27 protein-coding genes are annotated in these 26377 nt (G+C 61.9%); 16 read left to right on the forward strand and 11 right to left on the reverse strand.

From position 1 onward, the window contains the following. Positions 1-8 precede the first annotated feature (8 nt). Both pilV and BG83_RS27705 read right to left on the reverse strand, forming a co-directional pair. Positions 9-566, reverse strand: coding sequence for a type IV pilus modification protein PilV (gene pilV, locus BG83_RS0108805; protein ID WP_037031654.1), 558 nt, complete (start codon positions 564-566; stop codon positions 9-11). Next, a complete protein-coding gene (locus BG83_RS27705) occupies positions 557-1303 on the reverse strand; it encodes a GspH/FimT family pseudopilin (RefSeq protein ID WP_037031655.1) in 747 nt (248 codons plus the stop codon). The genes pilV and BG83_RS27705 overlap by 10 nt, the downstream gene beginning before the upstream one ends. 432 nt (positions 1304-1735) lie before the next feature. Between BG83_RS27705 and BG83_RS29815 the strand changes: the two genes are divergently transcribed. The 11 genes from BG83_RS29815 (at position 1736) to BG83_RS0108865 (ending at position 10003) form a co-directional block, all read left to right on the forward strand. Next, positions 1736-1936, forward strand: a complete 201-nt coding sequence (locus BG83_RS29815) for a type II secretion system protein (protein ID WP_024976369.1) — start codon at positions 1736-1738, stop codon at positions 1934-1936. 1 nt (position 1937) lies between these two features. Further along, positions 1938-2870 carry a PilW family protein gene (locus BG83_RS0108820; protein WP_024976370.1) on the forward strand — a complete coding sequence of 311 codons (933 nt, stop codon included), beginning with the start codon at positions 1938-1940 and terminating at the stop codon, positions 2868-2870. 29 nt (positions 2871-2899) lie between these two features. Beyond that, positions 2900-3655, forward strand: coding sequence for a pilus assembly PilX family protein (locus tag BG83_RS0108825; protein WP_235193173.1), 756 nt, complete (start codon positions 2900-2902; stop codon positions 3653-3655). Then, the gene (locus BG83_RS0108830) at positions 3652-4056 is read left to right on the forward strand and encodes a type IV pilin protein (RefSeq protein ID WP_024976372.1); all 405 of its coding nucleotides are present in this window, start codon (positions 3652-3654) and stop codon (positions 4054-4056) included. Before BG83_RS0108825 ends, BG83_RS0108830 begins: the two co-directional genes overlap by 4 nt. Further along, on the forward strand, positions 4044-4625 hold the full coding sequence (locus BG83_RS0108835; protein WP_080693659.1) for a pilus assembly FimT family protein: 582 nt from the start codon (positions 4044-4046) through the stop codon (positions 4623-4625). The genes BG83_RS0108830 and BG83_RS0108835 overlap by 13 nt, the downstream gene beginning before the upstream one ends. A 22-nt stretch (positions 4626-4647) precedes the next feature. Continuing rightward, the gene (ribD, locus tag BG83_RS0108840; protein WP_024976374.1) at positions 4648-5760 is read left to right on the forward strand and encodes a bifunctional diaminohydroxyphosphoribosylaminopyrimidine deaminase/5-amino-6-(5-phosphoribosylamino)uracil reductase RibD; all 1113 of its coding nucleotides are present in this window, start codon (positions 4648-4650) and stop codon (positions 5758-5760) included. 6 nt (positions 5761-5766) lie between these two features. Further along, positions 5767-6420: a riboflavin synthase gene (locus BG83_RS0108845; protein ID WP_024976375.1), complete on the forward strand. Its 654-nt coding sequence runs from the start codon at positions 5767-5769 to the stop codon at positions 6418-6420. A gap of 138 nt (positions 6421-6558) precedes the next feature. Further along, entirely contained in the window at positions 6559-7698 is a 1140-nt protein-coding gene (ribBA, locus tag BG83_RS0108850; protein WP_024976376.1) for a bifunctional 3,4-dihydroxy-2-butanone-4-phosphate synthase/GTP cyclohydrolase II, read from the forward strand. Between the two features lie 81 nt (positions 7699-7779). Continuing rightward, positions 7780-8280 carry a 6,7-dimethyl-8-ribityllumazine synthase gene (gene ribH / locus BG83_RS0108855; protein ID WP_024976377.1) on the forward strand — a complete coding sequence of 167 codons (501 nt, stop codon included), beginning with the start codon at positions 7780-7782 and terminating at the stop codon, positions 8278-8280. A gap of 27 nt (positions 8281-8307) precedes the next feature. Next, positions 8308-8775, forward strand: a complete 468-nt coding sequence (nusB, locus tag BG83_RS0108860; RefSeq protein ID WP_012761449.1) for a transcription antitermination factor NusB — start codon at positions 8308-8310, stop codon at positions 8773-8775. 43 nt (positions 8776-8818) lie between these two features. Then, on the forward strand, positions 8819-10003 hold the full coding sequence (locus tag BG83_RS0108865) for a pyridoxal phosphate-dependent aminotransferase (protein ID WP_024976378.1): 1185 nt from the start codon (positions 8819-8821) through the stop codon (positions 10001-10003). An 80-nt stretch (positions 10004-10083) separates the two neighbouring features. Here BG83_RS0108865 and BG83_RS0108870 read toward each other — a convergent pair whose 3' ends face one another. Further along, positions 10084-11271 (reverse strand): lytic transglycosylase domain-containing protein, encoded by a 1188-nt coding sequence (locus tag BG83_RS0108870; RefSeq protein ID WP_024976379.1) that lies wholly within the window; start codon positions 11269-11271, stop codon positions 10084-10086. 538 nt (positions 11272-11809) lie between these two features. Here BG83_RS0108870 and ubiD point away from each other — a divergent pair. From ubiD to BG83_RS0108890, 4 genes are all read left to right on the forward strand, one after another. Beyond that, positions 11810-13321 (forward strand): 4-hydroxy-3-polyprenylbenzoate decarboxylase, encoded by a 1512-nt coding sequence (gene ubiD / locus BG83_RS0108875; RefSeq protein ID WP_024976380.1) that lies wholly within the window; start codon positions 11810-11812, stop codon positions 13319-13321. 129 nt (positions 13322-13450) lie between these two features. Continuing rightward, the gene (locus BG83_RS0108880) at positions 13451-14962 is read left to right on the forward strand and encodes an NAD-dependent succinate-semialdehyde dehydrogenase (protein WP_024976381.1); all 1512 of its coding nucleotides are present in this window, start codon (positions 13451-13453) and stop codon (positions 14960-14962) included. Positions 14963-15042: 80 nt separating this feature from the next. After that, complete coding sequence (locus tag BG83_RS0108885; protein ID WP_024976382.1) at positions 15043-17097, forward strand: acetoacetate--CoA ligase; 2055 nt, start codon at positions 15043-15045, stop codon at positions 17095-17097. Between the two features lie 129 nt (positions 17098-17226). Further along, positions 17227-17940, forward strand: coding sequence for a hypothetical protein (locus tag BG83_RS0108890; protein ID WP_024976383.1), 714 nt, complete (start codon positions 17227-17229; stop codon positions 17938-17940). Between the two features lie 163 nt (positions 17941-18103). Here BG83_RS0108890 and BG83_RS0108895 read toward each other — a convergent pair whose 3' ends face one another. Beyond that, positions 18104-19309: an aromatic amino acid transaminase gene (locus BG83_RS0108895; RefSeq protein ID WP_024976384.1), complete on the reverse strand. Its 1206-nt coding sequence runs from the start codon at positions 19307-19309 to the stop codon at positions 18104-18106. Positions 19310-19340: 31 nt separating this feature from the next. Then, positions 19341-20267 (reverse strand): DMT family transporter, encoded by a 927-nt coding sequence (locus BG83_RS0108900; protein ID WP_024976385.1) that lies wholly within the window; start codon positions 20265-20267, stop codon positions 19341-19343. A 120-nt stretch (positions 20268-20387) separates the two neighbouring features. Between BG83_RS0108900 and BG83_RS0108905 the strand changes: the two genes are divergently transcribed. Further along, positions 20388-20894 carry an Lrp/AsnC family transcriptional regulator gene (locus tag BG83_RS0108905; RefSeq protein WP_024976386.1) on the forward strand — a complete coding sequence of 169 codons (507 nt, stop codon included), beginning with the start codon at positions 20388-20390 and terminating at the stop codon, positions 20892-20894. Positions 20895-21225: 331 nt separating this feature from the next. Here BG83_RS0108905 and BG83_RS0108910 read toward each other — a convergent pair whose 3' ends face one another. The 6 genes from BG83_RS0108910 to BG83_RS0108935 all read right to left on the reverse strand — a co-directional run bounded on the left by BG83_RS0108910 (position 21226) and on the right by BG83_RS0108935 (position 26037). Further along, positions 21226-22218 (reverse strand): aromatic ring-hydroxylating oxygenase subunit alpha, encoded by a 993-nt coding sequence (locus BG83_RS0108910; protein ID WP_037031656.1) that lies wholly within the window; start codon positions 22216-22218, stop codon positions 21226-21228. A 109-nt stretch (positions 22219-22327) separates the two neighbouring features. Next, complete coding sequence (locus BG83_RS28625) at positions 22328-22957, reverse strand: acetyltransferase (RefSeq protein WP_080693660.1); 630 nt, start codon at positions 22955-22957, stop codon at positions 22328-22330. Beyond that, positions 22957-23721, reverse strand: a complete 765-nt coding sequence (locus BG83_RS0108920) for an SDR family oxidoreductase (protein ID WP_024976389.1) — start codon at positions 23719-23721, stop codon at positions 22957-22959. The genes BG83_RS28625 and BG83_RS0108920 overlap by 1 nt, the downstream gene beginning before the upstream one ends. Beyond that, positions 23714-24778 (reverse strand): ketoacyl-ACP synthase III, encoded by a 1065-nt coding sequence (locus tag BG83_RS0108925; RefSeq protein ID WP_024976390.1) that lies wholly within the window; start codon positions 24776-24778, stop codon positions 23714-23716. The genes BG83_RS0108920 and BG83_RS0108925 overlap by 8 nt, the downstream gene beginning before the upstream one ends. Then, entirely contained in the window at positions 24775-24996 is a 222-nt protein-coding gene (locus BG83_RS0108930; RefSeq protein WP_024976391.1) for an acyl carrier protein, read from the reverse strand. The genes BG83_RS0108925 and BG83_RS0108930 overlap by 4 nt, the downstream gene beginning before the upstream one ends. A 30-nt stretch (positions 24997-25026) precedes the next feature. Beyond that, positions 25027-26037, reverse strand: coding sequence for a 3-oxoacyl-ACP synthase III family protein (locus BG83_RS0108935; RefSeq protein ID WP_037031659.1), 1011 nt, complete (start codon positions 26035-26037; stop codon positions 25027-25029). Positions 26038-26377: the final 340 nt, after the last annotated feature.

Below are 26377 nucleotides of genomic sequence, written 5' to 3' on the forward strand. Positions count from 1 at the left end.
ATTGGCACTCATGGCTGGACGTAGACCGTAAAGCTCTGGGTGGATGCCGTGGTCACCCCAGACGCAGCCGTCGTGCTGTTGACTGCAACGTATTTCTCATTCCAGTTCACTGTGATGTTGCAGCTCACCGGCACACCCGTTGCGGTCGTACAGTTAACCGTGGCGGAATAGCCGGGGAAGTTCGCGTTCATCGTGCTGGCCCATTGCTGTACATCGTAAGCAGCCAACTGAGCCGGCGTGCAAGACTTTCCGGAAAGACAGGCGCCAGTGGTCAGCGTCTGATTCAAGACATTCGAACTATCCGTAATAGTCGTGCCGGTCACACTAAACGTCGCTGGAGCGGTGCCACCTGCAGCCCAGAATGTGCTATTCCCGTGCATGGCCGCAGCCAAGCTTTCGGTCTGCAGGGCCACCAGCGAACGCACACGCGATATCTGCGTATTGCCCACCGCTGCCGCCTGAATTTTCGCCAAACCCAACAGGCCCACGCCGACCACTACCATGGTGATCAACGCCTCGATGAGCGAGAATCCGGCGGCTGTGCGGCACTTCATACTCAGCTGCATGAGCCGGTCCCCTTGGTCTGTACCACTTGCCGACCGACCATGTTGATTGCCACGCAACGCGTCGCGCTGTCATTGACAGGCGCCGCGGTGTGCAACGTCATCGTGACGGTGCCATTGGCCAAATTGGACGCGAAGCCATCGCGGTTATATGTCACCGCCGAAGCCGCCGGACTGGGTCTGAACGTATCGCCATTAGGAAGGGCGGCACGCACGCGTAGCGGCACATCGCTGGCGGAGTCGGTCGTACCCGAGCCATTGACGTCATTGAAGACAATCCAGCCAGTCTCCCAATTGCTCGTACTTGTCGTATTGCACGCCGTACCGTTAGACGAGGGACAAAGACTGACCGGCTGTCCACGCTTGATCGCCTCGCTGCGGGCAAATTGCAGATCATTCACCAAAGAATTGGCTTCTGCCTGCAACCGCGTGCGCTGTGTCAATCCGACATACGACGGCGTCGCAATGACCGCGAGAACAGCCACGATCGCCAGCGTCACCATCAACTCAACCAGCGAGATGCCGCGGATGCGGCTCGAACGAATGCAACCGGCACGCCCTCGCCCGCCGCTTTCCCCATTCGGGTACGACATATCTGTATCGATTTGACTGTGACACAACGCGTTCTCGGCGCGAACGCCGACAGCGTCGCCACGCCGCTCCGCCCGGTATTCACACCAACGGTTGCGTGACGATTGAAGTTGATGCGCGGTGAGGGAATTGCGGACCGCTGCCGCCATGTCAGCGCAAGAAACGACTGACTAGAAACCCGCACCGCCCAATGGACGAAATCCCGTTAAGCATGACTCGAACCCCCGACTATTGTTTTATGCGGCAACCGCGACGCAATCGATTTCGCACGCTGCCGATTTGAAGCTAATTTGAGTTCTTCTACGATGGCTCACGTCCGACCCCCGTGAACGCGATCATCTGCATGACAAAAAAAGCCCAGGCAGATGCATCTCTGGAATAGTGGGGAATTAGTCAAAAAGTGTCAACAACCCCCTCCTTCAACCAAAGACTTGGGAAGGCTCACGTTGGTGAAAAACCAACGGTCCGCCACATCACGGGATACCGCGCAGGCGATTCCTCAGGAGGGTATTGACCAGATATGACAGTTATACGGCCAAATTCCCACTAACTTGAGTGGCTCTCCAGATATCAGCCGACTCATGCCCGTCCACCATCACGCCAAGCGCCAACACGGCGCCATCCTCCTCGAATCCCTCGTCGCACTGGCCGTATTGTCCCTGTGCGCTGCGGGCACCCTGTCTGCACTTGAGCAGATGGAGGCTACGAGCCAAAGCCTGCGTCAACTATTGACCGACGTCCGAACGCAAAACGACCGAGTCGAATCCGCAAGCGGGCGCTGACATGCGGCAGCTCTCGCATGCTCGGCGTGGTGCGACGCTGGTGGAGTTGCTGATTGGCATGCTGGTAGGGTTGATCGTGCTGGGTATCGCTCTGCAACTCACACTCCTTGCGCGAGCAAGCTACCAGCGCGTTGCCGATGATGCCCTGATCGAAAGTCGCGGCACGCAAGCGCTGGAACTCCTAACAACGGCACTGCAGCATGCAGGCTGGGTAACCGATACACCGGCGGTATCGCCGGAGCGCCGATGGCCAGACGCCAAGGCAGCACTCTCGATCCAAGGTGCGGACAGTTGCACCCCTCGAGAAGCGGAGGCTCTGGAGTGCAATGGCAGCGACATCCAAGGAAGCGACGCGCTGCTGGTGCGCTTTGCCGGTCGCAGCATGCAGACCAAGCCAGACCGAACGGATCAGAGCATTGTCGACTGCTCCGGCTACGGCGTAGCTGAGCGTGTCCAAAACGGCAGCGAGGAGCAGCGTGCGGGATACATGCTGCTCTACCTCAGCCGAGCTCCGGATCAAGAACCGCAGCTGATGTGCCGCTCGCGAAGGCATCAAGACGGTCAGACTGTGGCAGGCGGTTGGACATCTAATGGCATGGTCCGCGGCGTCGAAACAATGCAGCTTCTATATGTGGTTCGGACCGCTGGCGGCACGGCCGCCACGACACTGTCTGCGCGCTCGCTCACCGCCGAGCAATGGCGCCAGGTTCAAGCCATGCACATCGTGCTGGTCGTCCGCGGCGACTACAACTCGCCCAGTTCAGCCAACAAGAGCACGTCAACACTTGCGCTATTTCCCAACCTCCAGCGAGTGGAAGGCGCCAACGCGCAGGACTTACAGTTCACGCCCACCCAACCCCACCGCCATCGTGCCGTCTTCACGGCAACGGTGCACTTACGCAATCCGCTCGCCTGCGATGTGGACGTATGTTGAGCGACAGGGCCAAAGCGCGTGGCTTTTCGATGATGATCGTGATGCCTGCAGTGGCGTTGCTCAGCCTGCTGACCATGGCGACCTTCCATCTGGTGTTGGATCAGCGGCATCGCACGTCTCTCATCGCCGATCGCGCCTTGGCCAAATACGCTGCCGAAATGGCGCTGAATGCGGCGGAGTGCGAACTGTCCGTCGCCACCGAAACGCCAACGAATCTCGAATGTATAGCGGCCGTGCCGCTCGAACGTATCGCTGCTCTCGATCCGGTTTCGGGACGCGGCTTCTTGGCCGGCACGTGCGGCGGTGGCGTCTCGCTCGGACTATGTCAGCCGCAGCCCGGCCAATCGCTCTGGACGTTGGCGCGACTGCTGGATACGACCACCCTCGCCGTAGAGATCGACACGCGCCTCCCGGGTAGCAAGCGCATTGCCAGACGCACTGCGCGGTACGTCATCGAGCGGATTCCAGATCGATGGCCCAGCCAAGCAACCCATACCGATGAAACGACAGCCCCTCGTTTGTATCGCCTCACGGCAGCAGGATTTGGCACCGACCCCGCCGTCAGCATCGTGCTGCAAACCGTCTTCCGCCCAAAAATACCGAGCCGTACGTCCACGGCCCAGGCAACCATCGAAGGTGCATCGCCCATCATTCGTCCCAATGGAACGGTGACACAACGCGTCTACACCACAGGCACCCAACAAGGCGCAATCGACACCCAAGTGCAGACATTCATGCTCGGCCGCTTGAGCTGGCGTGAGCTGATCGAGGAAGGCCTGCGATGAGGTGTCGCCATGCCGCATTCACCCTTGTCGAACTCACGATTGCATTGGCTATCGCCGCGTTGTTGACCAGCACTGCCATACAAACCTGGTCAAGACACCATGAGCGCGCGCAGCGGGCTGCGGTGCAAGCGGCGCTGGTCTCGACCATGGTGGAATGGGAGCGCCAGTACGCGCGCACAGGCGACAGCTCCGCATCGGCAAGCGTTCCGAACCACATCTCCGGTTATCACTTGATCACTAATCCTTGCGAAGGCCGCGCTCTCGTACATTGCGTTGAAGTCGTGGCCCAGCCGGTGCACCCGGGCACGGGGTGCGGCTCGCTCATCCTGCGCAGCACCGGCGAACGGTTCACGCAGATCGGCAATGCGCGTCAACCTGCATCGCATGCATGCTGGCCATGAAAGCGGCCCGTCTGCGGGCAGGCTTCACGCTCGCTGAGCTTGTAGTCGTCCTGAGCGTCATGGCGATCCTGGCGGTGTTCGCCGGGCCCACCGGCCTGAACTGGTGGCAACGCGAGACCGTCGTTGTTATGGCCGACCGCTTTGTCAGCGCCATCTCGCTGGCGCAGACTATGTCGCGCAATCAGCGTATGTGGATCCACCTCGGTCCGCTCAGCACTCAGCAGGGTTGGTCGTCGGGATGGGCGTTGTATATGACGCCCTCGCTGCAGACCCAGGCGACGCCTCTGGAGCCGGGCACCGAAGATATCTTGATGCGCGTATCGCCTCCGGTGGTGCCGCCGGTCGAATTTGCGTTCACGGCGTCACAGCGCGACGTCGACACCCTCTCGTATGCACCTGTGGGATACTCGCGACAGCGCAACGGCAGCCAGCTATACGGCACGCTAACCATCCGATGCGGAGCACATGTACGGCGAGTCCGCATCAGCTCAGCAGGCCGCGCCCGCATCTGCGATCCGGCCCAGGACACCAAAACGTGCGGCACTGGCGCCTCGACTAACGACGATTAATTCATACTCCCCGTTTTTGCCCATGTTCTCCGACTTCGACCACGCCATGATGCAGCGCGCCCTGGCGCTGGCCGAGAAAGGCTTGTTCACCACCACGCCTAACCCGCGCGTCGGATGCGTGATCGTGCGTGACGACACCGTCATCGGCGAAGGCCATACGCAACCCGCCGGCCAGGACCACGCTGAAATCCAGGCCATCAAGGATGCCCAGTCGCGCGGCCAGGACGTGCGCGGCGCCACCGCGTATGTGACGCTGGAGCCCTGCAGCCACTTTGGCCGCACCCCGCCCTGCGCGGACCGGCTGGTCGAGGCCGGTATTGCCCGCGTGGTCGCGGCCATGGAAGATCCAAACCCCGCCGTCTCCGGACGCGGCTTGCAGAAGCTGCGCGATGCCGGCGTCGACGTGCGTTGCGGACTGCTCGAGCGCGAAGCGCGTGAGCTGAACATCGGCTTCGTTTCACGTATGACGCGCGGCACGCCGTGGGTACGCGTGAAGGTCGGCGCATCGTTGGACGGCCGCACCGCGCTGGACAACGGCATCAGCCAGTGGATTACCGAAACCGAAGCGCGCAACGACGGCCACCGCTGGCGCGCACGCGCCTGTGCCATCCTCACCGGCATCGGCACGGTGCGCGAAGACAATCCGCGACTGACCGTGCGCGCCGTCAATACGCCGCGCCAGCCGCGCCGCGTATTGATCGACTCGGCGCTGGACGTGCCGCTCGACGCCCACATCCTCACCACAGATGGGCACCACGAGCCGACGTTGATTTTTGCCGCCCAGCCCGAAGCCGGCCGCATGCGCGCGTTGAGCGAGCGCGGCGCGGAGGTCATCCTCCTGCCCAACGCTGATGGAAAGGTCGACCTGGCCGCAGTCCTGCGCGAACTGGGCCGCCGCGAGATCAACGAGCTGCACGTCGAGGCCGGCTTCAAGCTCAACGGCTCGCTGCTGCGCGAAGGGCTGGTTGACGAGATCCTCGTCTACCTGGCGCCCAAGGTGCTCGGCTCGGGCCAGGGCATGTTCAATATGGGGCCGCTGCAAACGCTGGAAGGCGCGGCCGAATTCTTCTTTCACGACATTTCGCGCATCGGGGGCGACCTCCGCATCCTGGCGCGCCGCAACCCCACGGATTGATTGCTCATGTTCACCGGAATCGTCGCCGCAGTTGGCCGCATTGAAACCGTCTCGCCGCTTGGCGACAACGCCGATGCAGGCGTGCGCCTGTCCATCGACTCGGGCGGCCTGCCGCTGGCGGACGTGGCGTTGGGCGATTCGATCGCTATCCAGGGTGCGTGCATGACGGTTGTCGCCAAAACTGACAGCCGCTTCGACGTGGATGTGTCGCGCGAATCGCTGTCCAAGACGGTCGGGCTGGAACGTCCGGGCGAGGTGAATCTGGAGAAGGCCCTGCGCCTGGCCGACCACATCGGCGGGCACCTCGTATCCGGCCACGTGGACGGCCTGGGCACGGTCACGCATTTCGCGCCCGTCAACGAATCGCACGAACTGCGTGTGAGGGCGCCGGCGGAGCTGGGCAAATATCTCGCCTACAAGGGCTCCGTGGTGGTCAACGGCGTATCGCTCACGGTCAATACCGTCCGGGACGACGCCGACGGCTGCGAGTTCTCGATCAATCTGATCCCGCACACCGTGGCGGTCACCACGCTCAAGCACTTGAAGGCCGGCAGCCAGGTCAACCTGGAGATCGACCTGATCGCCCGCTACGTGGAACGCATGCTGACCCACGCCGCCATCGGCCTGCCCGTGGGCACCCAGCCTCTGGCAGCCGCCTGAACCGCTGACCCCACTGGCTTGGGGCCACCTTGGCGTACCCTTGGCGTACAATAGCCGGCTTCCCATTTACGCAGTCGCATGGCCCCCGAAATTACGAATTTGCGGGAGTTGGTCAGCGGCGCGCACCCCTGCTACGCCATGTCGATCGCCACAGTCGAAGAAATCATTGCCGAAATCCGCGCCGGCCGGATGGTCATCCTGGTCGACGAGGAAGACCGTGAGAACGAAGGCGACCTGATCCTGGCGAGCGATTTCGTCACGCCGGAAGCCATCAACTTCATGGTCACGCACGCGCGCGGCCTGGTGTGCCTGACGCTCACCGAAGAGCATTGCGACCAGCTCGACCTGCCAATGATGGCCAGCCGCAACGGTACGCAGTTCGGCACCAATTTCACCGTATCGATCGAAGCGGCTGAAGGCGTAACCACCGGTATTTCCGCCGCCGACCGCGCACGCACCATTCAGGTGGCCGCCGCCAAGAACGCGAAACCGTCTGACTTGGTGAATCCGGGCCACATCTTCCCGCTGCGAGCCCAGAAGGGCGGCGTGCTGATGCGCGCCGGCCACACCGAAGCCGGTTGCGACCTGACCGCGATGGCTGGCCTGACACCCGCCGCCGTAATCTGCGAGATCCTGAAGGACGACGGCACCATGGCGCGCTTGCCGGACCTCGTGGAATTCGCCAAGAAACACGGCCTGAAGATCGGCACGATTGCCGACATGATCCAATACCGCAGCCGCACTGAGAGCATCGTCGAGCGCGTCGGCGAGCGCACGATGGAGACGCAGTTCGGCACATTCCACGCCGTCGCCTTCCGCGATCGGGCGGCCGGCCGCGCCCATCTGGCGCTGGTCAAGGGCACGCCGACACCGGACACCGAAACGCTGGTGCGCGTGCATGAGCCCCTCTCGGTGCTCGACCTGCTCGAGTGCCAGCGCACGACGCACTCGTGGAGCGTGCCCGCTGCCCTGCGCGCCGTCCAGGCTGCCCCGACCGGCGTGGTCGTGCTGCTCAATTGCGGCGATTCGGCGGACCGGCTGTTCACCCAGTTCTCCGCGCTGGACGCGCCGCACGAGCGCCCGCGCACCAAACCCGATCCGCGCATTTACGGTATCGGCGCGCAGATCCTGAAGGAGGTGGGCGTCGGCAAGATGCGTGTGCTGGCCTCGCCACTCAAGCTGCCGAGCATGGTCGGCTACGATCTGGAGGTGACGGCGTACCAATCGATGGCGGATGCGCCCGACGTCACTTCCACTTCGTCCGCCGCCACGCATTGATTTTTCCGCCGGCAGCCTAGACTGCCGCGCCGACTTTCTTTTTTGACGTTGCCTAACCGGCAACCCCAACCGGAATACACCATGGACCACGGCTTCTACCCGACCAATCTCAACGGCGAAGGCCTGCGCATCGGCATCGTCCAGGCGCGTTTCAACGAGCCCGTGTGCGAAGCGCTGCGCGAGGCCTGCGTCGCTGAACTCGAACAACTCGGCGTGGCGGGCGAAGACGTGCTGCTCGTGACCGTGCCCGGCGCGCTGGAAGCCCCGCTGGCGCTGCAAAAGATGGCCGAATCGGGCCAGTTCGACGCCCTGATCGCGCTGGGCGCAGTCATCCGCGGCGAGACGTACCATTTCGAGCTGGTGTCCAATGAATCGGGCGCCGGCATCACGCGCGTGGGCCTTGACTTCAACATCGCCATCGCCAACGGCATCCTGACCACCGACACCGATGCACAGGCCCACGCCCGCACCCGCGAGAAAGGTCGCGACTGCGCCCGTACCGCCGTCGAAATGGCCAACCTGACCAACGACCTCGACGGTCTGCAGGATCACGGCCAGGACGACGACGGCGAGAATGAATAAGCGCTTCCTCGCGCAAAGGCTTTTCCCATGACGCAAGACAATTCCCAAGCCAAGACCAAGGCGCCCGCCAAGAGCGCGCGCCGCCGTGCGCGCGAACTGGCGCTGCAAGGTCTGTATCAATGGCTGCTCAATCGCAACGACCCCGGCGTGGTCGAGGCGCATCTGCAGGATGCGCAAGGCTTCAACAAGGCCGACCGCGCGCACTTCGACGCGCTGCTGCACGGCGCCATCCGCGAAGAAACCACGCTGACCGAGGCGTTCACGCCGTACCTGGATCGCCCGGTTGCCGAGTTGTCACCGGTCGAACGTGCCGCCCTGCTGGTCGGCGCGTACGAGCTAGTGCACTGCGTGGACATCCCGTACAAGGTCGTGATCAACGAGGCGGTTGAACTGACCAAGACCTTCGGTGGCGTGGAAGGCTACAAGTACGTCAACGGCGTGCTGGACAAGCTCGCCGCCCAGGTGCGCGCTGTCGAGGTCGCTGCCCGCCGGTAATTCGGCGTCTGCTCTTCGCTTTACCCTTTCGCTTCGCTTCAAGATGGACGCCCACAGCCTGCAGACAGCCGCCCGGCTGGCCAATATCCGCGCCTTTCACGTGATGGAGCTGGCCAAGCAGGCCCGCGAGCTGGAGCTGGCCGGACGCAGCATCATTCACATGGGCATCGGCGAGCCGGACTTCACCGCCGCCGAGCCCGTCGTGCAAGCCGCCGCCGACGCCATGCGGCGTGGCGTCACGCAGTACACCGGCGCATTGGGCATCCGCCCACTGCGCCAAGCCATCGCCCGCTACTACCAGACCACTTACGGCCTCGACATTGCGCCCGAGCGCATCATTGTCACGGCGGGCGCGTCGGCAGCGCTGCTGCTGGCGTGTGCGGTGTTGGTGGAGGTTGGCGGCGAAGTCCTGATGCCCGATCCGAGCTATCCGTGCAACCGTCACTTCGTGGCGGCCTTCAATGGCGAGGCAAAGCTGGTGCCATCGGGGCCGGAAGAACGCTTCCAATTGACGGCCGCGCAGGTCGAAGCTCACTGGGGGGAACGTACGCAGGGCGTGTTGCTGGCCTCCCCATCCAACCCGACCGGCACGTCGATCCTGCCAGACGAGCTGCAGCGGATCGTGCAGACGGTACGCGCGCAAGGCGGATTTTCGATCGTCGACGAGATTTACCAAGGCCTCTCGTACGATCAGGCGCCCGTTTCAGCACTGTCGTTCGGCGACGATGTCGTCACCATCAACAGCTTTTCCAAGTATTTCAATATGACCGGCTGGCGCCTTGGCTGGCTGGTAGCGCCCGCCGAACTGGTACCAGAGTTCGAGAAAGTCGCGCAAAACCTGTTCATCTGCGCGTCGGCGGTGGCGCAGTATGCCGCGCTCGCGTGCTTTGAACCGGAAGCGCTGGCGATCTACGAGGCACGCAAGGCCGAATTCCGTCGCCGCCGCGATTTCATCGTGCCGGCGCTGGAGTCGCTTGGCTTCAAGGTACCGGTCAAGCCGGATGGGGCGTTCTATGTCTACGCCGATTGCCGTGGCGTAAACCACCCGCACGCTTCCAATGCCGATGCCCTCACCCAGTCGATGCTGCATGACGCCGGCGTAGTGCTGGTGCCTGGGCTTGATTTTGGTCCGCACACGGCCCAGCACTACATCCGACTGTCGTACGCAACATCGATGGCACATCTGGAAGAAGCCGTCGCGAGGTTGGGCAAGCTGTTCGGACGGTAAAACGATCTCCGCGCCTCGTCCAAGCAAAAAGGCCGTCCCGAAGGACGGCCTTTCTTATATAGCGCAGCCAAGCAAGTCAATCAGGCCTGGCCTTGGGACTTGTCATCCAGACGCGCCTCTTCCTGCTGACCTGTAGCCGGTTGCTTGTCGGCCGCCTTGGCGGCTTGCGTCTTCGCCTCGGCTTGCGTCACAGGCGTTGCCGCTGCGACCGGCTTCGCCGATTCGCGCTCCGACGCCGCCGTCATCGGCGAACGGTGGCCGGTAGCCACCATGCGCAGGCGCGAACGCTCTTGCAGCACCTTGCCGCCGTAGCCGCCGTCGCCTTGTGTGACCGCACCGACATACAGCTTCAGGCCGCCTTCGATCGAACCTGCACGCGCGATGCAATCCTTCAGCACGAGCGCACCGACCTTGATGTTGGCGTACGGGTTGAGCGCGGCACCAACGCCACCCATCACCTCGTACTTGTCCTGGTGGACCTTGGTCATGACCTGCATCAGGCCCTGCGCACCCATACCGCTTTCGGCGAACGGGTTAAAGCTGGACTCGATCGCCATCACGCCGAGGATGAGCAACGGATCCAGGCCGACTTCCTTGCCGGTCTGATAGGCCGCCTTCACCAACTGGCCCGTGGCAGTGGCCGCCACGCGGTACTTGCGGGCAATGTACTCCGCCACGGCAGCCTGCTCTCGCGGGGTACCGGCGGTTGCCGACTCACGCGCGTCGCGGACGACTTGCGTGTTCGGAATCTGCGCGGCCAACTCGGCCACGGACGGCACCTTGGATAGCGTGTCCCAACCGGCAGCCGCCACCGTGCCGCCTTGGGCCGTAGCAGGGGCCACAGCCTGGGCGGCGCCCGTACCGGCAGACGGCGCAGTCGGCGCAAAAGCTACCGGCTGCACGCCAGCCGCAATCGCGGGTGACGGATTGGCCGAGGCGACACTGATGTCGACACCCGGCGTGAAATGCAGCACGCGTTGAGCGACCGTGGCACGCCACTCGCTGTTGAGCGAGAGCGCGACTGCAGCGGCCACAGCCAGCAAGCCGATGCTATTGAGCACGACATGCCCGCTGCGGAACACCAGCAGCACGCCAGGATGCAACTCATTGCGGGACGCGGCAGCGCCCCCTGCGTTCAACTCCATGCGCAGCTTACGAGGCAGCGCAACTTGACCTGCACGCGCGAGGCGGCGGCCAACCGGGGCTACGAGCCGGCGTTGCAGCGCCGATCCGATCCCGGAAGAATGAAGGGTTTTCCAACCGTTCATACTTACCTCCGTCCGCTGCGCTGATCCGGTAGACGCCTTTCTTTTGCATGGCGCCGTGCGTTTCGTGTCGCAACGGTTTTTAGTAAGGATGCCGCGCTGTTGCAGTCAGCCGGCATCTGTTGGGGGCACTCCCCTAGTGCCCAGAGAAATGCGGGCCGTGTCCTTGGGGAGGTCACGTCCCGCAGCGATGCTGATGTGCTCTGGTGTCGCCCCTCATACGTCGGAGAGTTGGGCGAAGGCATTAGCCGAAAACATGTTGCGTTGCAACAATTACCAGATCGGATTGGATTGTAGGAAGCGCGTTATGCCAAGTCAATCATAAAGAAGTAAGTTTTCATATCCAAAAGTTATGATTAAGCCGGTGTTGTTGGGGCTAGCTGACCTGCGATGCGTTCTGTCATCAGGGGGCCGTGGGGTTTTGGCCGTACAATCGCGGCCACCCTGCCTACACCAAAAAAATGTCTCCCGGACGACCGTTCGGAGGGCCGGCCCCTCCACGTTGTAGGCGACCCACCTTACCTTTGGTTACAAAATCTCCATGCAATACAGGGACTTACGTGACTTTCTCGCCCAGCTCGAACGCACGGGCGAACTGCGCCGCGTGCGCCAACCGGTATCGCCGCGCCTGGAAATGACCGAAGTCTGTGACCGCCTGCTGCGCGCCGAAGGCCCAGCGGTGGTCTTCGAGCAGCCGGTGGATGGCACGCAGAAGTACGACATGCCGGTGCTCGCGAACCTGTTCGGCACCACGCGCCGTGTGGCGCTGGGCATGGGTGCGGAGTCACTCGATGAACTGCGTGACGTGGGGCGCCTGCTCTCGGCATTGAAAGAACCCGAACCGCCGCGCGGTCTGCGTGAAGCCGGCAAGCTGTGGACGATGGCCAAGGCCGTGTGGGACATGGCGCCCCGCAAGGTGTCTTCGCCAGCGTGCCAGGAGATCGTGTGGGAAGGGAATGACGTCGACCTCGCGCGCATTCCCGTACAGACATGCTGGCCGGGCGATGCGGCACCGCTCGTCACATGGGGACTGGTCATCACGCGCGGGCCGCACAAGAAGCGGCAGAACCTTGGCATCTATCGACAGCAGGTCATCAGTCGCAACCAGGTCATCATGCGTTGGCTGGCGCACCGGGGCGGCGCGCTGGACTTCCGCGAACACGCCATCGCCAATCCGGGCCAGCCGTTTCCAATTGCCGTTGCGCTGGGTGCCGACCCGGCCACCATTCTCGGCGCGGTGACGCCGGTGCCGGACACGTTATCTGAATACCAGTTCGCAGGTCTGCTGCGTGGCAGTCGGACCGAGCTTGCGACATGCCTGACACCCTCGCTCGCGCAGGCACAACTGCAAGTCCCGGCTGGCGCCGAGATCATCCTCGAAGGTCATATCCAGCCCGACCCGACACACCCGAGCGGCTATCAGCACGCACTCGAAGGCCCCTTCGGCGATCACACCGGCTATTACAACGAGCAGGACTGGTTTCCGGTGTTCACGGTCGAGCGCATTACGATGCGCCGCGACCCGATTTATCACTCTACGTATACAGGCAAGCCGCCCGACGAGCCGGCCGTGCTTGGCGTGGCGCTCAATGAAGTGTTCGTGCCGTTGCTGCAGAAGCAGTTTCCGGAGATTGCCGATTTCTATCTGCCGCCCGAGGGCTGCAGCTACCGCATGGCGCTGGTCAGCATGAAGAAGCAATACGCGGGCCACGCCAAACGCGTGATGTTCGGCGTGTGGAGCTTCCTGCGGCAGTTCATGTATACGAAGTTCATCGTGGTGGTGGACGACGATGTGAACCTGCGCGACTGGAAGGAAGTGATCTGGGCGATCACTACGCGGGTCGACCCGGCGCGCGATACGGTCATGGTCGAGAACACGCCCATCGACTATCTCGACTTCGCATCCCCCGTGTCTGGGCTGGGTTCCAAGATGGGCATCGATGCCACCAACAAGTGGCCGGGCGAAACCACCCGCGAATGGGGCCAGCCCATCGTCATGGATGCCGCCGTCAAGGCTAAGGTCGACACCATGTGGGACACGCTCTTCCAATAACCACAAGGCCTGGCGGCTCAGTCTGCGAGCGAACGATCGTTCGGTTATTCTTAGCAAGTTAAGCGACTGCTGCATCTAAAAGGCGGGCCCTTTTTGTCTACTGGGTCCGCCTTCCTTATGGAGAACGCCATGGCCGAAGCACTCGACTCATCCCGCACCGCCGCCAACGCGCTGGAGCGCATCAAAGACCGCACCCTCGTCAAAACGCAGTCCTATGTGGACGGCGCCTGGGTTGGCGCCGCCGACGGCGCGACCTTCCCCGTCCACGACCCTGCGACCAACGCACACCTGACCGACGTCGCCAACCTCGGGCATGCAGAAACGCTGCGCGCGATCGACGCGGCCAACGCGGCGTGGCCTGCGTGGCGCGAGCTGACTGGCAAGGAGCGCGCAGCGCTGATGCGCCGCTGGTTCGACCTGCTGATCGCCAATGCCGACGACCTCGCCGCCCTCATGACGGCAGAGCAAGGCAAGCCGCTGGCCGAAGCCAAGGGCGAGATCGTCTACGGGGCATCGTTCATCGAATGGTTTGCCGAAGAGGCCAAGCGCGTCTCGGGCGACGTGATGGCCAGCACCTGGCGCGACAAGCGCATGGTCGTGCTCAAGCAGCCGGTGGGCGTGTGCGCGTCCATCACGCCGTGGAACTTCCCGCTGGCGATGATCACCCGCAAGGTTGCGCCGGCCATGGCGGCAGGTTGCACCATCGTCATCAAGCCGGCTGAACAGACGCCGCTGTCTGCGCTGGCGATGGCCGAACTGGCGCACCGCGCGGGCATTCCCAAGGGCGTGGTCAACGTGGTGACGGGCGATGCGGACCGCTCGATCGCCATCGGTAAGGCCCTGTGCGAATCGCCGATCGTGCGGCATCTGTCGTTCACGGGCTCGACGCCGGTGGGCCGCATCCTGATGCAGCAGTGCTCGCCGACGGTGAAGAAGGTCGCGCTGGAGCTGGGCGGCCATGCGCCGTTTATCGTGTTCGACGACGCCGACATCGATGCTGCCGTGGAAGGCGCAGTGCAGTCGAAATACCGCAACGCGGGCCAGACCTGTGTGTGTACGAACCGCTTCTATGTGCATGCCTCGGTGTACGACGCGTTTGTCGAAAAGCTCTCGGTCAAGGTGCGCGGCATCAAGGTCGGCAACGGCTTCGAGACGGGTGTGGTGCAAGGCCCGCTGATCGATGATCAGGCCGTGGAGAAAGTGCAGCGCCACATCAACGACGCGACGCAGAAAGGCGCACGCCTGACTGCCGGTGGCAAGCTGATGCAGGGCTTCGGCTCGCAGCGTTTCGTGGAGCCCACCGTGCTGGCTGACGCCACGCCCGACATGCTGATCGCGCGCGAAGAAACCTTCGGCCCGGTCTCCGCCATCTTCAAGTTCCAGGACGAGGCGGAAGTCGTGCGCCTGGCCAACGACACCGAATTCGGCTTGGCGTCGTACTTTTTCAGCCGCGACATCGGCCGCATCTGGCGCGTGGCCGAACAGCTTGAGTACGGCATGGTCGGCATCAACACGGGGCTCATCTCGAATGAGGTGGCGCCGTTTGGCGGCATCAAACAATCGGGCCTGGGCCGTGAAGGTTCGGTCTACGGCATCGACGAATATCTCGAACTCAAGTATCTGTGCATGGGCGGCATCTGAACCGCCATCCCCTATCGGCCGACCTGCCACATTGATAGAGCGGGCGGCCTTTCCCCTTGCCTGGCCGGCGGAGGAGACACATGAGCACCATCCAGGAAGGCGCCCTGCTATGGACGCCGTCTGCTGATTTCATCGCGCGTTCGCGCCTGACCCACTATCTCGATTGGCTTGCGCGCGAACGCGGCCTGCGCTTCTCAGCCACCACGCCAGAGGACTACGCCCAACTCTGGGAGTGGTCTACCACCGAGCTGGAAGCATTCTGGACGTCCGTCTGGGATTACCTCGACCTGCGCGCCTCGACACCGTTCACGCGGATGCTCGGCGACCGCACCATGCCTGGCGCGCAGTGGCTGCTCGGCGCCAAGCTCAATTACGTCGATCAGGTCATGCGCCATGTGGAAGAAGGCGGCAGCCCCGACCGCACCGCCATCCGCTACGCCAGCGAGACCAAGCCGCTGGCCGATCTGTCATGGCGAGAACTGCGCCAACGCGTCGCTTCTCTGGCCGATGCACTGCGCAAGATGGGCGTGGAGCCCGGCGACCGCGTTGCCGCGTATCTCTCGAACACGCCAGACGCCATCGTCGCGTTCCTCGCTGCGGCCAGCGTGGGGGCCGTCTGGTCAGTCTGCGCGCCTGACATGGGCCAGGTGGCCGTCACGGACCGCTTCCGGCAGATCGAACCGAAGGTGCTGATCGCGGTGGACGGCTATCACTATGGCGGACGCGCTTTCGACCGCACCGACGTAATCGCGGAGATGGTCGCCACGCTGCCCACCGTCGAACACCTCGTGCTCGTGCCGCAACTGCTCGGCGATATCAACCGCGCGCGCTTCCCGGACGCCCACGACTGGCGCGACTTGACGGCCAGCGACGTGCCGCTCGTCATCACACCGGTCGCTGCCGACCACCCGCTGTGGATTCTGTATTCGTCCGGCACCACCGGCATGCCCAAGCCCATCGTGCATGGCCACGGCGGCCTGCTGCTGGTGCAGACGATGATGGGCGCGCTGCATCTCGACCTTGGTCCCGACGACGTTTATCACTGGTACAGCAGCACCGGCTGGGTCATGTGGAATTCGCAGGCGAGCGGCCTGCTCGGCGGCGTCACGCTCGCCATTTACGACGGCAATCCCGGCACGCCCGATCTCAATACGCTGTGGCGCTTCGCGCAGGATGCGGGCGTAACGTTCTTCGGCGCCGGGGCGGCGTTCTTCGCCAATTGCCTGAAGGCCGGTATCGAGCCCGGTCGCGATTTCGACTTGTCGAAACTGCGTGCGGTCGGATCGACCGGTTCGCCGCTCTCGGCCGAGGCGTATGACTGGATCTACCACCACGTGAAGGCCGACGTCTGGCTCAATCCGATTTCCGGCGGCACCGACTTCGCCGGATGCTTCGTGGGCGGCGTCGCCACGCTGCCCGTCTATGCGGGTGAGATGCAATGCCGCAACCTCGGCTCGCGTGTGGAAGCCCTGGACGAGGCCGGCCAACCGCTCATCGACGCGGTCGGCGAACTGGTCTGCACCGCGCCCATCCCGTCAATGCCGCTTTTCTTCTGGGGCGACACCGATGGCAGCCGCTACCGCGACAGCTACTTCGATATGTACCCCGGCCAGTGGCGCCACGGCGACTGGATCAAGATCACCCCGCGTGGCGGCGCCGTCATCTACGGGCGGTCCGACGCCACCATCAACCGCCACGGCATCCGCATGGGCACTGCGGAGCTGTACCGCGTCGTGGAAGACCTGCCCGAAGTGCTCGACAGCCTTGTCGTCGACCTGGAATTTCTCGGCCGGGAATCGTTTATGCCGCTGTTCGTCGTGCTGCGCGAGGGCGCGACGCTCGACGACACGCTGCGCAGCACGATCAACGCGCGCATCAAGGCAGGACTATCGGCCCGGCATGTGCCCAACGTGGTTGTGCAGGCGCCCGGCGTGCCGCGCACGCTCTCGGGCAAGAAAATGGAAGTACCGATCAAGAAGCTGCTGCTGGGCGCGCCGCCCGAGCGCGTTGCCAACCCTGATGCAATGGCCAATCCGGACGTTCTGACGTGGTATGCGAGCTACGCCCAGTCGTTGGCTCAGCACAGCGGCACCTCCGGCGAACCCGCGCCAGCACTGGAATCGTGGCGGAGCTAGACCAATCGTTGGTTCCCCGTTTTGTCATCTCCGCCAATTGAACGATGGCACGGCCCGGATGTGATGACTAACGTACAGCTTGCACCGGCACATCAAGATGCCGGGCGAGCTGCTTAACGGGGAATCACTATGCTTGCAACGACGAACGTCCTGGTCAAAACCGAGGACGGCCGTGAAGCCTTGGCCGAGCGCCGCCACGACATGCAGATGCGCCAGCGCCATCTGCTGATCCTCATCGACGGTGCCCGCACGGTCGGGCAACTGCATCAACTGCTGAGCGACTGGCCCGATCTGGACGAACTGCTCGCGGGGCTACAACAGGCCGGCATGGTCGACGTGCTGCCCGGTATCTCGCGTGAGAACGCATCGGCCGCTGAACCGTTCGACCCCATCGCCCACTTCAACCGTCCGCTGCTTGACGATCAAGCCGACGGCGCACCTGCCGCCTTGTCGCTCATCTACGACGAACTGCCACCGTTGACCGGCATGACGCTGGGCCTGCAAGCGGTGGCGGCACCCATCGACGAGCCTGCGGCCAATGACGCGAGCACGCCGCCTGCGGCGCCAGTCCAGACTTTTTCTGTGCCACCGTCGGCCGTTCCGCCGGAGTTGGCCGACGTGTTGCCCAATGTCGTCAAGGTCGAGTTGATGCGTTTGGCTGTGCAGCACTTCGGTTCGGCTGCGGGTGCCGCCATGCCGCTGCTGCGCGCCTGCAAGGAAGATCCGCAATCGCTGTGCGACGTGGTTGCCGCGTGCGCCAAGGCTGCCTCCCCAATGGCGGGCGAACACGCCGCTGCGAAGTTCGTGGATGCGGCAATGCAGGCGATGGCGCTGCGGCGCTAGGCAACGGCACCGATAACACGGCGTGCGGCATTCCCACGCGTCCGTGCTTGGTAGCCGGAAGAAGCGGGGCGTGACGGCCTTTGCAGCTCGCTCGCCGGCTTCCGTTCGCGCAGCAAATCGGCGAGCGGGTTGCCTGGGTTCAAGGCAAAGTCATCCAGATCGATCAGACCAGCGTACAGGTCATATCCGACGCCACCGCAACGAGCGCGCCCGCAACCCGGTCGGTCTGCTCCGGTGCGAGTCCCGCAATATTGATCCGGCCGCCCTGGGTGCCATAGATGGCGTGATCTGCGCGCAAACGCTCCATGGCATCGGCATCCAACGGCAGCATGGAAAACATACCCTTGTGCCGCGCCAGATTCTGTAGCGAAACGGGGGCGCCCAGACTGGCCAGTGCGTCATCCAGACGGTGCCGGTTGCCCACGATGCGCTGACGCATGTGCTCCAACTCGTTACGCCAGGATGCCGTCAATGCGACATCGCCCAGGATGGCAGCCACGATGGCAGCGCCGTGGTCAGGCGGCATCGAGTAGTTGCTGCGTGTGATGCGCTCCAGCACGCCGCCCACCGGCTGCAGGGCAGCGCTGTTCTTGCCGATCACCATCGCCGCGCCGGTGCGTTCGCAGTACAGGCCCATGCTCTTCGAGCAGCTTGCCGCCACCAGCACCGTATCAAGCGCATCGACGAGCAACCGCAGGCCCGCGGTGTCCTGCTCCAGACCATCGGCGAGACCCAGATAGGCCATGTCGACCAGCGGGATCAGGCCCTGCTTCGCGCAGCGCTCCGCCAGGGTTTGCCAGACCCCGACGCCCATGTCGATGCCGGTCGGGTTGTGGCAGCAACCATGCAGCAGAACGATATCGCCAGCACGCGCAGCCCACAGGTCCGCGAACATGGCATCCGCGTCGAGCAGCCCGCCTTCGGCACGCCAGCGGTAGCGGTCTACTGCAAGCCCGGCCGCTCGCATGATGGGCACGTGGTTGACGTAGCCAGGGTCAGACACCCAGACACGAGCACCCGGCGAAGCCACGGCGATGAAGTCAGCGAGCAATCTGAGCGCGCCGGTCCCACCCACGGTCTGCATCGTGTGCTGGCGTGCCAGGCGACCCACGTCGTTGCCGAGCAGCAGCGTCGACAACCCGGCATTGAAGTCGGTGTTGCCGGCCAGCCCACGGTAAGCCTTGGAGGCACCGGCGGCGGCCAGGCGCTCCTCGGCGGCCTTCACCGCGGCCATGACCGGCGTCTGCCCGGTGTCATCGCGGTAGACACCCACCACAAGATCAACCTTGTCGGGCCGAGGGTCCGCGCGGAAAGCCGCGGTCAGTCCCCACAGCGGGTCCGGGGCAACGGTGGCGAGAGTTGCGAGCATAGTGTGGTCTCCGGAAAGGCGATGCGATGGTCTACGCACGGTTTGCGAGGATCACGCCAGCGGTGATCACAGCAATGCCGCATGCAACGGTCAGGGTCAGCGATTCACCGAGCAAAGGCACAGCCCCCAGACAGGCCAGCGCGGGCGCCAGCGAACCAATGGCGGAACAGCGCGGCGTATCCAGATGACGAATCGCCAGTGCATAGGACAGACTTGAAATCACGCCAACCCCCAAGCCCTGTGCCAGCAAGAAAGGCATGGCGTTGGCCACGGTGAAGTGCCCGATATGGCTGTCGACCACGCCCAGGCCCGCCAGCAGCGCCGTGAGCAAGAAAGACGGCACACTCAACAGCAATGCGCAACCGATGGCATCAAGCCCCGCCCGGCGCAGCCCCAACGTGTAGCTGCCCCAGAGCAGACTCGCCAGCAACAGCAATGCGGCACCGGCGACAAACGCGCCGTGCGACGCGCGCGATTGCGATACCAGCAAGAGCAGCACGCCTGCGAGGATGATCGCGATCGCCCGCCCGCGTGCCGCAGCGATACGCTGGCGGTCCACCACATACGCAATCAGCGCCACCGACAACGGCGTCGTGCCCGCGATCAACGCAGCCACGTGGGCGGCCGATGTCACCTTGCCGCCGGCCGAAGCCATGAAGAAGAACGGCACGCCGCCGCCTACCAGGACCATCAGTGCGCTGAGCGGCTTGACCCGCCGCAGCATCGGCCAGCGGGAGGGCAGGAACGGCAACAGCAACAGGGTCGGCAAGCCGAATCGGATGAGCGCCACGTCGGCAGGCGCCAGCGGCGAAGCGCCAATGGCCCGGATCGACAGCGCGAACCCGGCCCAGATCAGCACCGTCAGCACCATCGCCGCGTACCCGATCAGCGGGCTGGCCTGGAAGGCATTTCGCCCGGCCTGCACGCCCACGCCCACCGTCAATGTCGAACCACGCATGCCGCCCCACCCTCGATTTCGGAATGGAGACAGAATGCCCCAGCACAAAAGGTAGTATCTTGCTATTTCCGCTAATACTTCGCTCCGCTTTGGCAGAACCTGCCACACCGGAAAAATCATATGGATAAGAAAGACAGGCAGATCATTGCCGCCCTCCAGAAAGAAGGCCGCTTGACCAACCAGGAGCTGTCGGAGCGGGTCAACCTGTCGCCCTCGCCCTGCCTGCGCCGGCTGCGGTTACTGGAAGATGCGGGCATCATCCGCGGCTACACGGCCATCGTCGATGAAGAGGCGTACGGGCTGCCGGTCACGGCATTCGTGCATATTCGTCTGCAGCAGCACTCGCGGGAGGTGGTCTCGACGTTCGAGAACCGTATCCGCGCCATCGACGCGATCCTCGATTGCTATGTACTGACCGGCGAAGCGGATTACCTGCTGCGCGTGCTGGTGGAAAGCCTGCAGGACTACGAGCAGTTCGTGCGCGTGCAATTGCATGCCATTCCGGGCATCGCCGCCATCGACACAAGCTTTGCGTATGGCGTGGTCAAGCGATCGACGGTGTTCCCGGCGTGGGATGAGAATAAAAGGAGTATGGTGCGGCGGCGTGAAAAGCCATCTGGACGATAGGCTATTTGACCGGCCCGCCATACCACTTCGTCATTGAGGAGCTGATCGGCATGCGTACCGCTCGCAAGCAACATGCGCAATGTCGGCATTCGTGAGAAGACGCCCAATGCGGGGACGCGCTTCTTCTACAGCACGACTCGGGCCTAAGACCCAGGGCAACTTTTCTGCCCGCTCTGCGGAATCGACCACGGGCACATAGCAATGCTTGCCAGTGGATTATCTGGGTCCAATCAGAAGCGAAGCGATTAGCCGACAATTAGCCAATCCTTAAAGCACGTCTCTGCGTCGTGCCGAGTACTACAACACTTGCACCTTGCCCTATCCAGAAAAATCAGGACGTGGCGATCAAGGCTCGAAAGTGTCGAATTTTTTCTTCATTATCCGCCAAGATGGTATGCGTATCGATTGCCTCTCGAGGCACTCGACGGCAAATTTCGTGATCTTCCTCGAACACCTGTCGATTCACAGCAGCCGTGGACTGAAAGAATACGTCCGCGAGCGTTTGTTTCCCAGGTAAGGGGGGTGCTGTTAGCAATCGACTTGCGAAATGTGTGCGATCCGCACTGGCGGCGGGAAAGAAATTCTGCAGGGAGTAGGAAAATCCATAAGTCGATGACAGCATTGCATAGGGGAAAACGTAAAGACTCAAATAACCTTCGTACTGGAAATCCAGAGAAAAGAGTCGACTCATCGACTTGAGTCGCTTATCCAACCGTGCATCACCAAGCTCAGCGCGCCACACTGAGTTCACGCCGTGGAACGCGTTCACGCCATCAGTCAGCTGCAGGGCTCCCAACGAGTCAGGATGAATCAGGTCGATGTGATACGGCTCCAGCGCATTCTCAAGCGCGATTCGCCAATTGCACTGGTAGTCGTATTGGCTGAAATCGAAACGGCCAGCAATATTGAAGGAAATGTCCTCCAACAGAGGCATGATTTCCCCCAACTGCTCCGGCAGTGACATCTTTGGCTCGATACCAATGAACAGAAAATCACCCGCCCAGTCCATCTGGAAAGCATTCAAACGCGCGGAAGAGAGATCGCAAGGTTTAAATCTATCTGGACTCGGCACGTGAACCTTCCCGCCTCGGTAGCTCCAGCCGTGATAGGGACAGTGCGCAGGCGAGTTGCCGCTTTCGTCGAGGAACAAACGCGTTCCTCGATGCGGGCAGAGGTTGTCAAAGGCGACAAGGTCACCGCCGTCGTTGAAGATCACGAGGTCGCCGGCCGCCCATTTCAACTTGAGATAGTCGTTGTTGGTCGGCAGTTCACGTCTATGAGCAACCAAGTGCCAGTATTGGCGGGAGAGTCTATTTTCTAACACGGTATCTCTGCGGCGAAATGTCTTCAGTCGTGACCCGAAATGCAGCCTTGTCGACAAGCAACTCGACGAATTGCATGTACGCGAAACCAACGGCGCACACGCTTGTCCGTTACATTTTTTTGGAGGGCGGAGTGTATAAGGTCATACCATCAGGGAGCCGACGCATAGCAATAGCGCCTACGCCAACGGTGCATCGATTGCCAACCGTAACCTTTGGCATAACGCGAGCCCCCGAGCCTAGGAAGCACGCCTCACCCAATACAGCAAACCCCATGACGTCCACATGCGCACTAAGCGTGCTGTAGTGTCCGATACGTGCATCGTGGCCAACCGAAGAACACGCATTGATTGTCACGAAATCGCCTACATGCGCATCGGCCGAGACGAGGGACTGCGGGCAGATGATTACCCCTTGGCCCAGCTTGGCGGTCGCAGCAATCACTACGCTGGGGTGAACGATTGTGGCGAATTTTCCACCTACCGCACGCAGTTGCTCAGCCAACGCATACTTGGCGACAGGACTCCCCACCGCGAGCACAAGCTCAATATTATCGGCATGACGATACTCCTGCGGTGTCCCGAGGTAGGGGGCATCATAGTTGAAGCCATCGAGACATGCGGGGTTGCTATCTAGAACTCCGACAACATCGCCTCGCGCCTCACCCGACGCGATCTGACGAATCCATGAGATAACCTCTCGGCCGAATCCGCCACCACCAACAACTACGTAGCGTTTCATTAGCGCACCGTAAATCCACCGTCAACAACCATCGTCGTACCGGTAATCCAACGCGCGGCCGGTGAAAGCAAGAACACTGCAGCAGAAGCTACATCGTCCGCATGCCCGAAACCCAGCAAATGCTTTGCTTCGTAGGCCTCCATGGCTGCGGGAGGCAGCGTGCTCGCCAAGCGCCCATGCATTGCCGTCTCAACTGCACCGGCTGCAATGCTGTTGACGCGAATACCGCGAGGAGCCAACTCAACAGCCAACGAACGCATCATGCCGTCCACAGCGGCCTTGGAAGCGGAATACGCGGTCATGCCCGACTGCCCACGCAATCCAGCGGCAGAGGACATGATTACAAAGGCTCCCCCCTCTTCTCTCACCACACCTTTCAGCGACAGGGCACGGGCAATCCCGAAGGCCGGAAAAACACTCGACGCAAAAATCTTGTCGAGATTCGCGCGCTTCGTCATCTTGATGGGAAGTAGCAATTCAAGGCCCGCCCCATGAAATACCCCATCAACGCCACCGACCGCAACCGCTGCTTCTTTGACAGCATCGGCAGTTGTGTCTGCATCTTGGAAATCGACAACGACGGGCGTATGCGGCACATCCGTGCCCAACATCGCGACCGTCTCACACGTACGAGTCTCGTCTCGCCCCATTACGACCAGAGACGCGCCGCATGCGGCCAAGGCAACCGCAGTTGCTCGACCAATACCTGACGATCCACCGGTAATCAAATAACGCTTTCCAATCAGTGCTTGGCGATCAAACAGCATCGTAGAACTCAGTTTCGTTGCAAGATAACGGGCCAACGCTCATCAAAGCGGAACCCCAAGAGTAGCCCACTCCAAACCCCGCCATCAGCAAAGTCATGGGTGATGCAGCGAGCTGCTCGCTCAGGTTCGTGGTCATGAGCAGCGGAATTGACGCGCAACTCGTGTTGCCGTACAGGTCGATGTTGGTATGAAATTTTTCCGCGGGAATTTTTGACTTGCGCGCGAGATGCTTCAGCATGAACTCATTTGCCTGGTGATAAAGAACACCGTCAACTTCATCGATTGATCGCTTAGCCACGGACAGCGTATCTGCCATCAAAGGCGGTACCGAACGCAAAGTGAAGTTGAATATCTCTCCTCCGTCCATGAAGAGACAGGTCGGATCACGGCCGTTGAGACGCTCATCTTTAGTATTGCTCTCTCGATATGCTCCCTGAGGAATCAAGAGATTGGTTGCGCCACGACCGTCCGTACCCACGACAAACACGCTCGATTCAGCCTGCGCATCCAGCTCAATCGCTGTCGCGGTACCCGCGTCCCCAAACAGCATCGCAGTAGCGCGATCCGAGGGCGACACTGTGCGGCTGATCGTATCGCCGGCCAACAGCAGCACCCGGCGCGAACCCGCCCTAATCAGGCTGGATGCTAGCCATAGGCCATAAGTGTAGCCAGAGCATCCCAAATTGACATCGAACGCAGCACAACCGATATCCAGGCCTAAACGCCCTTGTAATACACACGCCGTCGCGGGAAGACGGTAGTCGGGCGTTTGAGAGACAAAAACCAAGGCGTCAACCGTTGATTTGTCCCAGTTCAACCGTGTGAGCAGCGTGTTGGCCGCCTGAAAACACAAGTCGGAAGCTGTAACCCCCTCTTCGACCCAATAGCGCCTACGCACACCGATCATCTTGACGACGTCGCGAACTGACTCCTCTCCGAACTCTACTTCGAAACGTCGATTGTCAATCTCACGACGCGGCAACACCGATACCACGCCACGAATGGCGACACCGTCAAGGCGGTGGGCGCTACCAGACGCTACCCGGTTACTCATGCCGTGGCTCGAGTGATCAACGCTTCAATATCGGCAACCGTTGCGCACTTGCCCAACGCCGCACCGTCCAGCGTCACGTTAAACAGTTCGTCCACAATCGCGATGGTCGATACCACAGCAAGCGAATCCCAACCGTGGTCGTGCAGCGCCAATTGCGGGCCAACGGTCGAGGGATCGATCTCCAGAATCTCGGCCAGTTCTGCGTATAGCTTTTCCAATTTCCTCTCCAATCAATAAAAGGTAGTTCGTCAGTAATCGATGATAGTACCGGCCCAAGACAATCCGACTCCAAATCCCACCACCATGATCCTGCGACTACGCCCCGTCACCTGCGGCAACGAACTAAGTGCGATCGGGATAGTTGACGACACGGTATTGCCACAGTGCTCCATATGAATGACAAACTTGTCCTCTGGGATTTTGCACTTCTTGCGCAAGCTCTCCAGGATGAACGTGTTTGCTTGGTGAAAGACAACATGATCGAGGTCATCCACCGCAAGTCCTGCTGTCTCCAGCAATTGCCTAACCAATGTGGGTACCGCCTTCAATGTGAAGGCCATTACCGCGGCACCATCCATTTTCAGGTGATTCTCAGTGCGCACATTGCCGGAAGTATCTTCGTACTCTACGGCAGACGCCTCATTACGCGCGTGACGAGCCCCGCCCGTTTTGACGATGAGGTCTTCCGCGCCCTCGCCATTCGTGCCAAAAATGAACGGTCCAATCGCGTCACCTTCGCTTGGGTGAGCCTCGATCAAGGTTGCGGCTGCGCCATCGCCGAAAATGGTGCGTACGCTCTTGTCACGCGGATGGATGAATTTTGTATAAGTGTCGGCCGTCAGCAAAAGAATGCGACGAACGCTACCCGCCTCAATCAAACCCTTTGCCAGAGAGAGGCCATACACGAACCCCGAGCAACCGAGGTTGAAATCCAAGGCGCCAATATCCTGACGCAAACCCAGCCTGCTTTGCAGGACACATGCCGTCGTCGGCAGAATGTAATCCGGTGATTGTGTGCAGAACAGCAGAAAGTCGATCGATTTCCGGTCGATTCTATGCTCGGCGAATAGCACCTCTGCCGCACCAAACGCCAAGTCTCCGGCCGTTTCATGAGGCGCGGACACTCGCCGCTCAGCGATACCGGTCTTGTTCAGAATTTTCTCTGCCGACCACTCCGGAAACAGGGCCGCCAGCTCTTCATTGTCAAGAACCGGGATCGGTAGGTAGGTACTGATAGCAGCGACTTTAGCTTTGATCATCTCTCATCTTCATAGGCTCAGAGCCCGAACGTCGCGCGCCTTAACGCGGCGCAGACTACGCTTGTTACCAGAACATTCCCCCTTCCCGGGGAGAGGGCTGGACACTTGCGCAACCCACCTAGACTCGACGGCCTTGTGCGCATTCCGGCACCGGACAAACCAACGACAATTTGTGCACACTGGCGTGTCCCGCTGCGTTGGGGCGTCAGTATAAATGATCCACTTTTGCACGGACCCCTTCGTCGCCATCTACAAGCGCATCAAGCAGCACCAGCGCGAACACTCTCTTGTCATTGCGGGTACTTGCCAGCGTTTGACAACCCCGCATAAAATGATGGAC

This window comes from Ralstonia pickettii (assembly GCF_000607165.1).
Taxonomy (GTDB): Bacteria; Pseudomonadota; Gammaproteobacteria; order Burkholderiales; family Burkholderiaceae; genus Ralstonia; species Ralstonia holmesii.

Coding starts and splice junctions, on each gene's coding strand:
- BG83_RS0108895 (WP_024976384.1), bottom strand. CDS start 19,309: ATGCTCGCAACTCTCGCCACCGTTGCCCCGGACCCGCTGTGGGGACTG.
- ribD (WP_024976374.1), top strand. CDS start 4,648: ATGTTCTCCGACTTCGACCACGCCATGATGCAGCGCGCCCTGGCGCTG.
- BG83_RS0108905 (WP_024976386.1), top strand. CDS start 20,388: ATGGATAAGAAAGACAGGCAGATCATTGCCGCCCTCCAGAAAGAAGGC.
- BG83_RS0108900 (WP_024976385.1), bottom strand. CDS start 20,267: ATGCGTGGTTCGACATTGACGGTGGGCGTGGGCGTGCAGGCCGGGCGA.
- BG83_RS0108890 (WP_024976383.1), top strand. CDS start 17,227: ATGCTTGCAACGACGAACGTCCTGGTCAAAACCGAGGACGGCCGTGAA.
- BG83_RS0108820 (WP_024976370.1), top strand. CDS start 1,938: ATGCGGCAGCTCTCGCATGCTCGGCGTGGTGCGACGCTGGTGGAGTTG.
- BG83_RS0108885 (WP_024976382.1), top strand. CDS start 15,043: ATGAGCACCATCCAGGAAGGCGCCCTGCTATGGACGCCGTCTGCTGAT.
- ubiD (WP_024976380.1), top strand. CDS start 11,810: ATGCAATACAGGGACTTACGTGACTTTCTCGCCCAGCTCGAACGCACG.
- BG83_RS0108830 (WP_024976372.1), top strand. CDS start 3,652: ATGAGGTGTCGCCATGCCGCATTCACCCTTGTCGAACTCACGATTGCA.
- BG83_RS0108880 (WP_024976381.1), top strand. CDS start 13,451: ATGGCCGAAGCACTCGACTCATCCCGCACCGCCGCCAACGCGCTGGAG.
- pilV (WP_037031654.1), bottom strand. CDS start 566: ATGCAGCTGAGTATGAAGTGCCGCACAGCCGCCGGATTCTCGCTCATC.
- BG83_RS0108935 (WP_037031659.1), bottom strand. CDS start 26,037: ATGATCAAAGCTAAAGTCGCTGCTATCAGTACCTACCTACCGATCCCG.
- BG83_RS0108825 (WP_235193173.1), top strand. CDS start 2,900: ATGATGATCGTGATGCCTGCAGTGGCGTTGCTCAGCCTGCTGACCATG.
- BG83_RS0108925 (WP_024976390.1), bottom strand. CDS start 24,778: ATGAGTAACCGGGTAGCGTCTGGTAGCGCCCACCGCCTTGACGGTGTC.
- BG83_RS0108870 (WP_024976379.1), bottom strand. CDS start 11,271: ATGAACGGTTGGAAAACCCTTCATTCTTCCGGGATCGGATCGGCGCTG.
- ribBA (WP_024976376.1), top strand. CDS start 6,559: ATGTCGATCGCCACAGTCGAAGAAATCATTGCCGAAATCCGCGCCGGC.
- BG83_RS28625 (WP_080693660.1), bottom strand. CDS start 22,957: ATGAAACGCTACGTAGTTGTTGGTGGTGGCGGATTCGGCCGAGAGGTT.
- BG83_RS0108835 (WP_080693659.1), top strand. CDS start 4,044: ATGCTGGCCATGAAAGCGGCCCGTCTGCGGGCAGGCTTCACGCTCGCT.
- ribH (WP_024976377.1), top strand. CDS start 7,780: ATGGACCACGGCTTCTACCCGACCAATCTCAACGGCGAAGGCCTGCGC.
- nusB (WP_012761449.1), top strand. CDS start 8,308: ATGACGCAAGACAATTCCCAAGCCAAGACCAAGGCGCCCGCCAAGAGC.
- BG83_RS0108845 (WP_024976375.1), top strand. CDS start 5,767: ATGTTCACCGGAATCGTCGCCGCAGTTGGCCGCATTGAAACCGTCTCG.
- BG83_RS27705 (WP_037031655.1), bottom strand. CDS start 1,303: ATGGCGGCAGCGGTCCGCAATTCCCTCACCGCGCATCAACTTCAATCG.
- BG83_RS0108865 (WP_024976378.1), top strand. CDS start 8,819: ATGGACGCCCACAGCCTGCAGACAGCCGCCCGGCTGGCCAATATCCGC.
- BG83_RS29815 (WP_024976369.1), top strand. CDS start 1,736: ATGCCCGTCCACCATCACGCCAAGCGCCAACACGGCGCCATCCTCCTC.